General features: G+C 50.4%; 8 tRNA genes. All 8 read right to left on the bottom strand.

The features are described from left to right. Positions 1-72: 72 nt before the first annotated feature. The 8 genes from ACQV2S_RS08825 to ACQV2S_RS08790 all read right to left on the bottom strand — a co-directional run bounded on the left by ACQV2S_RS08825 (position 73) and on the right by ACQV2S_RS08790 (position 842). Positions 73-146 (bottom strand) — tRNA-Pro (locus ACQV2S_RS08825). 11 nt (positions 147-157) lie between these two features. Next, positions 158-231 (bottom strand) — tRNA-Arg (locus ACQV2S_RS08820). Between the two features lie 31 nt (positions 232-262). Continuing rightward, a tRNA-Leu gene (locus ACQV2S_RS08815) sits at positions 263-348 on the bottom strand. A 27-nt stretch (positions 349-375) separates the two neighbouring features. Further along, positions 376-447, bottom strand: a tRNA-Gly gene (locus ACQV2S_RS08810). A 5-nt stretch (positions 448-452) separates the two neighbouring features. Next, positions 453-525 (bottom strand) — tRNA-Thr (locus tag ACQV2S_RS08805). Positions 526-577: 52 nt separating this feature from the next. Next, positions 578-659: transfer RNA gene (locus ACQV2S_RS08800), tRNA-Leu, on the bottom strand. A gap of 35 nt (positions 660-694) precedes the next feature. Beyond that, positions 695-767: transfer RNA gene (locus ACQV2S_RS08795), tRNA-Lys, on the bottom strand. 5 nt (positions 768-772) lie between these two features. After that, positions 773-842, bottom strand: a tRNA-Val gene (locus ACQV2S_RS08790).

Raw genomic sequence — 842 nt, 5'->3', positions numbered from 1 at the left:
AACCGCTGACCTCCTGCGTGCAAAGCAGGCGCTCTCCCAGCTGAGCTAATCCCCCATATAAGAATAAATAAATCGGGAAGACAGGATTCGAACCTGCGACCCCTTGGTCCCAAACCAAGTGCTCTACCAAGCTGAGCTACTTCCCGTTTTACTCTAATACACCCGGCAGGATTCGAACCTGCAACCGCCTGATTCGTAGTCAGGTACTCTATCCAGTTGAGCCACGGGTGCAAAATATTTTATCATTCACAATAAAGTGAAATGCCGAGGGCCGGAGTCGAACCGGCACGGTGATCACTCACCGCAGGATTTTAAGTCCTGTGCGTCTGCCAATTCCGCCACCCCGGCTTTAAAAGCCTAAATGTATCTTGGCAAAGCGGAAGACGGGGTTCGAACCCGCGACCCCCACCTTGGCAAGGTGGTGTTCTACCACTGAACTACTTCCGCAAAAGTGCCGGCTAAAGGACTTGAACCCTCGACCCTCTGATTACAAATCAGATGCTCTACCAACTGAGCTAAGCCGGCATAATATAACTTAGGATTTCTAATTATAAATCATAAGTGATCAAAATGCAAGTGCGGGTGAAGGGACTTGAACCCCCACGCCCGAAGGCGCCAGATCCTAAATCTGGTGCGTCTGCCAATTCCGCCACACCCGCAAATTAAAATTCCTTGATGTTTCCATTTAGGAATATGACCCGTGCAGGATTCGAACCTGCGACCCACTGATTAAAAGTCAGTTGCTCTACCGACTGAGCTAACGAGTCAAGAGTGGGGAATGACGGGATCGAACCGCCGACATCCTGCTTGTAAGGCAGACGCTCTCCCAGCTGAGCTAATTC

It is taken from the genome of Facklamia sp. P13064 (genome assembly GCF_050409425.1).
In the GTDB taxonomy this organism is placed as follows: Bacteria; Bacillota; Bacilli; order Lactobacillales; family Aerococcaceae; genus Facklamia.
Note: the sequence above shows the minus strand (reverse complement) of the source record. Positions and strands in the feature narration are given on the sequence as shown.